This is a genomic window from Vibrio sp. S234-5, assembly GCF_000960595.1.
In the GTDB taxonomy this organism is placed as follows: domain Bacteria; phylum Pseudomonadota; class Gammaproteobacteria; order Enterobacterales; family Vibrionaceae; genus Vibrio.
On record NZ_JZAM01000146.1, the window covers coordinates 1 to 5,099 of the forward strand.

At 41.2% G+C, this 5,099-nt stretch carries 7 protein-coding genes and 2 pseudogenes; all 9 read right to left on the reverse strand.

Annotated features, from left to right (window positions below; genetic code table 11):
• A pseudogene (locus UF06_RS27480) lies at window positions 1-102 on the reverse strand (RimJ/RimL family protein N-acetyltransferase); the annotation flags it as partial.
• 627 nt (window positions 103-729) lie between these two features.
• Entirely contained in the window at window positions 730-1,080 is a 351-nt protein-coding gene (locus tag UF06_RS06440; RefSeq protein ID WP_029388428.1) for a hypothetical protein, read from the reverse strand.
• Between the two features lie 237 nt (window positions 1,081-1,317).
• Window positions 1,318-1,566, reverse strand: coding sequence for a DUF3297 family protein (locus UF06_RS06445; protein WP_045569712.1), 249 nt, complete (start codon window positions 1,564-1,566; stop codon window positions 1,318-1,320).
• 1,174 nt (window positions 1,567-2,740) lie between these two features.
• Window positions 2,741-3,028, reverse strand: coding sequence for a type II toxin-antitoxin system RelE/ParE family toxin (locus tag UF06_RS06450; RefSeq protein ID WP_010320326.1), 288 nt, complete (start codon window positions 3,026-3,028; stop codon window positions 2,741-2,743).
• The gene (locus UF06_RS06455; RefSeq protein ID WP_001250181.1) at window positions 3,018-3,269 is read right to left on the reverse strand and encodes a type II toxin-antitoxin system Phd/YefM family antitoxin; all 252 of its coding nucleotides are present in this window, start codon (window positions 3,267-3,269) and stop codon (window positions 3,018-3,020) included. Before UF06_RS06455 ends, UF06_RS06450 begins: the two co-directional genes overlap by 11 nt.
• 137 nt (window positions 3,270-3,406) lie before the next feature.
• Window positions 3,407-3,472: pseudogene (locus UF06_RS27495) on the reverse strand (DUF3265 domain-containing protein); the annotation flags it as partial.
• Window positions 3,473-3,946: 474 nt separating this feature from the next.
• A complete protein-coding gene (locus tag UF06_RS25725) occupies window positions 3,947-4,156 on the reverse strand; it encodes a hypothetical protein (RefSeq protein ID WP_045569714.1) in 210 nt (69 codons plus the stop codon).
• A gap of 351 nt (window positions 4,157-4,507) precedes the next feature.
• The gene (locus UF06_RS27505) at window positions 4,508-4,699 is read right to left on the reverse strand and encodes a hypothetical protein (RefSeq protein ID WP_223227144.1); all 192 of its coding nucleotides are present in this window, start codon (window positions 4,697-4,699) and stop codon (window positions 4,508-4,510) included.
• Window positions 4,700-4,976: 277 nt separating this feature from the next.
• Window positions 4,977-5,099, reverse strand: a 123-nt coding sequence (locus tag UF06_RS23825; RefSeq protein ID WP_045569239.1) for a transposase, incomplete at its 5' end; no start/stop codon positions are given.

The following is a 5,099-nucleotide window of genomic DNA, read 5'->3' on the forward strand; positions in this document are numbered from 1 at the left end:
CAAGTATTCCCTCTCTCGACTGACAATTTCAAGATAGGCCGAAGCAAACTTGGGAGTAACCAAAGCCAGTTTCAGATCGGTATCAACATCCAATATAAACATGATTTCCTCTTAAAAACATAACGCCGCGTTAAGGGGTGCCGGCACGCAATACAAAAGCTACCGCACAGCGACTTAATCACTGAACCCAACGCAAACCGAAAATGCCACGCGTGCCAAATCCCTCTTAAACGCTTTGTTATGCTTAAGCTTCAATGGGTTACGTTTTTCTGGAAACAAGATTAACTCGACTTTGATTCAGAAACAAAAGCCAAAACTTAGAAAACCGAAATGAATCATAATTTTAATATTCAGGTTAAGGATTTTGGCAGATCTAGTTTGAAGCTTGAAAACCTAGAAATGGATTTCTGATTGAGCCAACCGCCCTAACCTCGCGCTTACCCGAAAATTGACTGAGGCAACTCTCTGATTTTTCAGCGCCAAAGAATAAATGTCCGAAAAGCAGCGCTCACAAAAGCCAACTTGCCGACAAGCACCGAACTGAAAAGCCGAGGGAACAAAGAAAAACCATAAACCACTGATTTTACGTGATTAAGCATAACGCCCGGCTAAGGGGTTGACAACGCACCGCCGAACTTAAAAAAACACACTGTAAACACTGAGCTTCAATTTTGTACTAAAGTCGCCAAGCGTTGGCAATCCATCTTGAGCCGTTTGTTATGCTTGTGCTCAAGTAAACTGCAGAACTAGACAACCAATTAATGCGGGTAAACCTGCAATAAAGAGAACCAAGCCTGTTTGGTAGTTAGCTCGATAATGCTCAACTTGCTCTTCTTCAAAATCATGTCCCTTTACCATTTTGTATACTTTATCGGTAACCGGATCATCTAATCGTGTCGTTTTGCTGTGTATACCACCTTCCCACATTAACTTTGCTAAAAGCCAAATAACAATCACGACAAAAAACAAAAAATCAGCTGGCCGCGTTGTAACAAAAAGAGGAACATAATTAGATAAAGCGAAAACAATCAAAAAGGCCACTATATTGATTAAAAAGACTTTTCTCATCAATTCGGTCAATTTTTACTCCTAGAGCATAACGCCCGGCTAAGGGGTTGACAACGCACCACCGAACTTAAAAAACACACCGTAAACCCTGAACTTCAATTTTGCACTAAAGTCGCCAAGCGTTGGCAATCCCTCTTGAGCCGTTTGTTATATGTTTGGATGAGAAACCTAGCTAGATCTTGAATGCAATGCAATGCATTGAATTACATAGTTATCAACACATTGCATGCGGACGGTATAAAATGCAGCTTATTTATAAAAAGCTTCAACTTCACCTTTTAACTTAATCAGCATCGGCTGGCCAAAACGATCTTTAGCTTTCGGTGACGGAATTTTCACCCACCCTTCACTAATGCAGTATTCTTCAACATCAGTACGCTCTTTGCCATCTAGACGAATGCCAATGTGATGTTCAAAGCACTCCGCTACATAGTGTGGGCTGCGAGGATTACCGGCAAGGTGATCCGGCAAAGCGGGTTTAGCTGTAGTGTCGTTCATATTCATAACCTAAAATATGTAAAAAAGTGCGCTATTGTAGACAATACAATCCTACCGCTCAACAAAGTAAAGATGCTATTTCATATGCGGTATAGAGCGCAGAACTAGATGACATATAACGCCCGGTTAAGGGGCTGACAACGCAAAACACTGAACTCAAAATAACAGCCGTAATCACAAAGGCCGATTTGAACAAAAACCGCCACGCGTTGGCAGTCCCTCTTTAACCGTTTGTTAGGCCAACCGATTGACAACGACACTTTCAAAACCCAAGAACAAGGCTTTTTTGTAAATTTTAAGCAAACTAAACTATTCATTTATAAACCAAAACTCCAACTCAGCAAAGAAACAAAAAACTCAAATTGAGCGGTTTGGAAGAAAAGTGACGAGCGTAGCATTCTCGGCGGACGTTTGGATGCTAAAGGTTATTTTGCCGACGAATTCACAACGCTAAATAACCCAACGCGATCAAGAAACAACAAATATGTGATGACGATTTATTGCTTAACTTAAGCCAGAAAACATGGAATTTACCGTTCAATTCCAACTCGATTTAGCTGATAAAAACTCACTTTGCATAACGCCGCGTTAAGGGGTGCAGGCACGCAATACACAAGTTACCGCACAATGCCGTAACCACCAAACCTAACGCAAACTGAAAATGCCACGCGTGCCAAATCCCACTTGAACGCTTTGTTATGCTGAAGCTTCAATGACTTACGTTTTGATAAAACCAAGATTAACTCGACCTTGATTCACAAGCAAAAGCCAAAACCTAAAAAACGGAAATGACTCATGATTTTGAAAATCAGACTTTGAAATTTGGCTGCTAAAACTTAAAAACCTAAGTTCAATTTGCTGATTGCGCCAACCGCCCTAACCTCACGCTTGCCCGAAAATTGATTGAGGCAACGCTCTGAATTTCCAGCGCCAAAGAATAAGTGTCCAGAAAACAGCGCCCACTGAAGCAAACTTGCCGACAAACTCAAAACTAACCAGCCGAGGGAACAAAGAAAAAACATAAACCACTGACTTTGCGTGATTAAGCATAACGCCCGCTTAAGGGGCAGCCAACGCTACTACAAACTCACCGCATAGCACCGTAATCACAAAAACCAACGCATAGTAAAAATGCCGCGCGTTGGCTGTCCCTCTTGAAGCGTTTGTTATGCCGCTAGCTGAAGCGTGAGGCGAGCTTCTTATAAACAGCGTCTTTATCTCGTTTACCAACAGCGAGTACATAAACGACAACTTCATTATCGATGACTTCATAAGCCAAACGATAACCAGCTGTACGAAGTTTGATTTTGTAAACAGAATCATAACCCCGTAACTTTGATGATGGAACGTGGGGATTTTCTAGCCTTTCTTTGAGTTTCTTTTTAAATTGACTCTGAATAGTTGGCGCTAGCTTACTCCACTCCTTTTGGGCTGCCGGCAAAAACTTTAACTTATAAGTCATCAATATTTATTTCCACAGCTTGCGACAAATCACCACGACGACTATCTACTATTTGGGAAAGCTCATAATCATCAAGCATATCCATCAGATACTCGTAAGTTTCAGCCGGCACAAGGTAAGCTGCGGGTTTGTTGTGGTTAAGGATCGCAATAGCTGAACCATCAGCCTCGTTCAAAAGAGCAGTTGGGTTTTTCTTTAACTCTGAAATACTGGCAGAGCAATTCGCTAATACCTGTCTCATAACTTCACCATATAAGCATTAAAATCAGACCTAATTTTAGACCTTAATTTAAGTAATTGCTAGAGGTTTACAAAAGAGGCATAACGCCGCGTTAAGGGGTGAATGCCGCATAAACCAACTTTCTGCAAACCACTTTAACCACCAAAATTCGCTGCATACCAAAAATGCCACGCGGCATGAATCCCTCTTGAACGCTTTGTTATGCTTAAGCTTCAATGACTTACACTTTACCAGAACCAAGATTAACTCGACTTTAACTCACAAACAAAAGCCAAAAATCAAAAAACTGAAATGACTCATAATTTTGAAAATCAGACTTTGAAATTTGGTAGATAAAACCGAAAAAACCAAGATCAAATTTCTGATTGAGCCAGCCGCCCTAACCTCGCGCTTGCCCGAATATTGATTGAGGCAATTCTCTGAATTTCCAGCGCCAAAGAAAAAGTGTCCGGAAAATAGCGCCCACTGAAGCCAACTTGCCGACAAACTCAAAACTGAAAAGCCAAAGGAACAAAGAATAACCATAACCCACTGATTTTGCGTGATTAAGCATAACGCCCGCTTAAGGGGCAGCCAACGCTACAACTAACTTTCCGGATAACACTGTAACCACAAAAGCCAAAGCATAGTGAAAATGCCACGCGTTGGCTGTCCCTCTTGAAGCGTTTGTTATAAGCCTAAGCCCCATTACTACCATTTTTTACCAGCCACAAAGCACCATCAAAAAGTTTACTAAATACAACCGAATAACCTACCGCATTAGTGATTAATGTGAGTAAAAGCAGGGGCTCACTGAAGCTTGCTAAACTTACACCAATATGAGTGATAACTTTTATTGACAGGTAACACCCAAAACCCACAAAAATGCTTCTGATAAAATTTTCCATTCTCACAACTCTCTCCTTAAGTGTCAGGTTATTGATTATGAACTAGATACATTGAACCTGTTCCAATTGAATTAGTTGGTATGTGATCGATTTTGGCTTATAACGCCCGGTTAAGGGGCAGCCAACGCAATTACCAAGCTTCCGCATAACACCGTAACCACAAAAACCAACGCATAATAAAAATGCCGCGCGTTGGCTGTCCCTCTTGAACCGTTTGTTATGTTTAAGCTTCAATAACTTACGTTTTACCTAAACCAAGATTAACTCGGTTTTGACTGACAAACAAAAGCCAAAACCCAGAAAACTGAAACAACTCATAGACTTGAAAAACAGACTTCGAATTTCGGCAATTCAAGCACAAAAACCGGTGTTCAAAATACTGATTGAGCCAGCCGAACCAACCTCGCGCTTACTCGAAAATAGACTGAGGCAATTCTCTGAATTTCCAGCGCCAAAGAATAAATGTCCAGAAAACAGCGCCAAACGAAGCCAACTTGCCGAAAAACTAGAAACTAACAAGCCGATGGTACAAAGAAAAATCATAACCCACTGAATTTACGTGATTAAACATAACGCCCGGCTAAGGGGTTGGCAACGCACCACCGAATTCAAAAAACACACTGTAAACACTGAACTGCAATTTTGCACTAAAGTCGCCACGCGTTGGCAATCCCTCTTGAGCCGTTTGTTATGCAAATTCAATGAGATAAATCGACTTTACACGACCAAAAACCACAATTGCAATGGCTGAGTGATTCAAGAATCAACCCAAGCAAGAACTGCGATAAATAAGCCGCCAAAACAAAGTTCACCTTTCGGTTCATCCGGAAAATCGATACTTCGCCTCATGACTGGCTTTGATTTTTAACTCAAAAAATTCCCAATCACGATACCCATAGGCGACTTTGTTCAGCGTCTTTATTCGGTTGTTCACACCCTCTAC

What these genes read in the sequence shown, in the direction of transcription:
- UF06_RS06445 (WP_045569712.1), bottom strand. Translation starts at nt 1,566, where the DNA reads ATGAACGACACTACAGCTAAACCCGCTTTGCCGGATCACCTTGCCGGT.
- UF06_RS06450 (WP_010320326.1), bottom strand. Translation starts at nt 3,028, where the DNA reads ATGACTTATAAGTTAAAGTTTTTGCCGGCAGCCCAAAAGGAGTGGAGT.
- UF06_RS06455 (WP_001250181.1), bottom strand. Translation starts at nt 3,269, where the DNA reads ATGAGACAGGTATTAGCGAATTGCTCTGCCAGTATTTCAGAGTTAAAG.
- UF06_RS25725 (WP_045569714.1), bottom strand. Translation starts at nt 4,156, where the DNA reads ATGGAAAATTTTATCAGAAGCATTTTTGTGGGTTTTGGGTGTTACCTG.
- UF06_RS27505 (WP_223227144.1), bottom strand. Translation starts at nt 4,699, where the DNA reads ATGATTTTTCTTTGTACCATCGGCTTGTTAGTTTCTAGTTTTTCGGCA.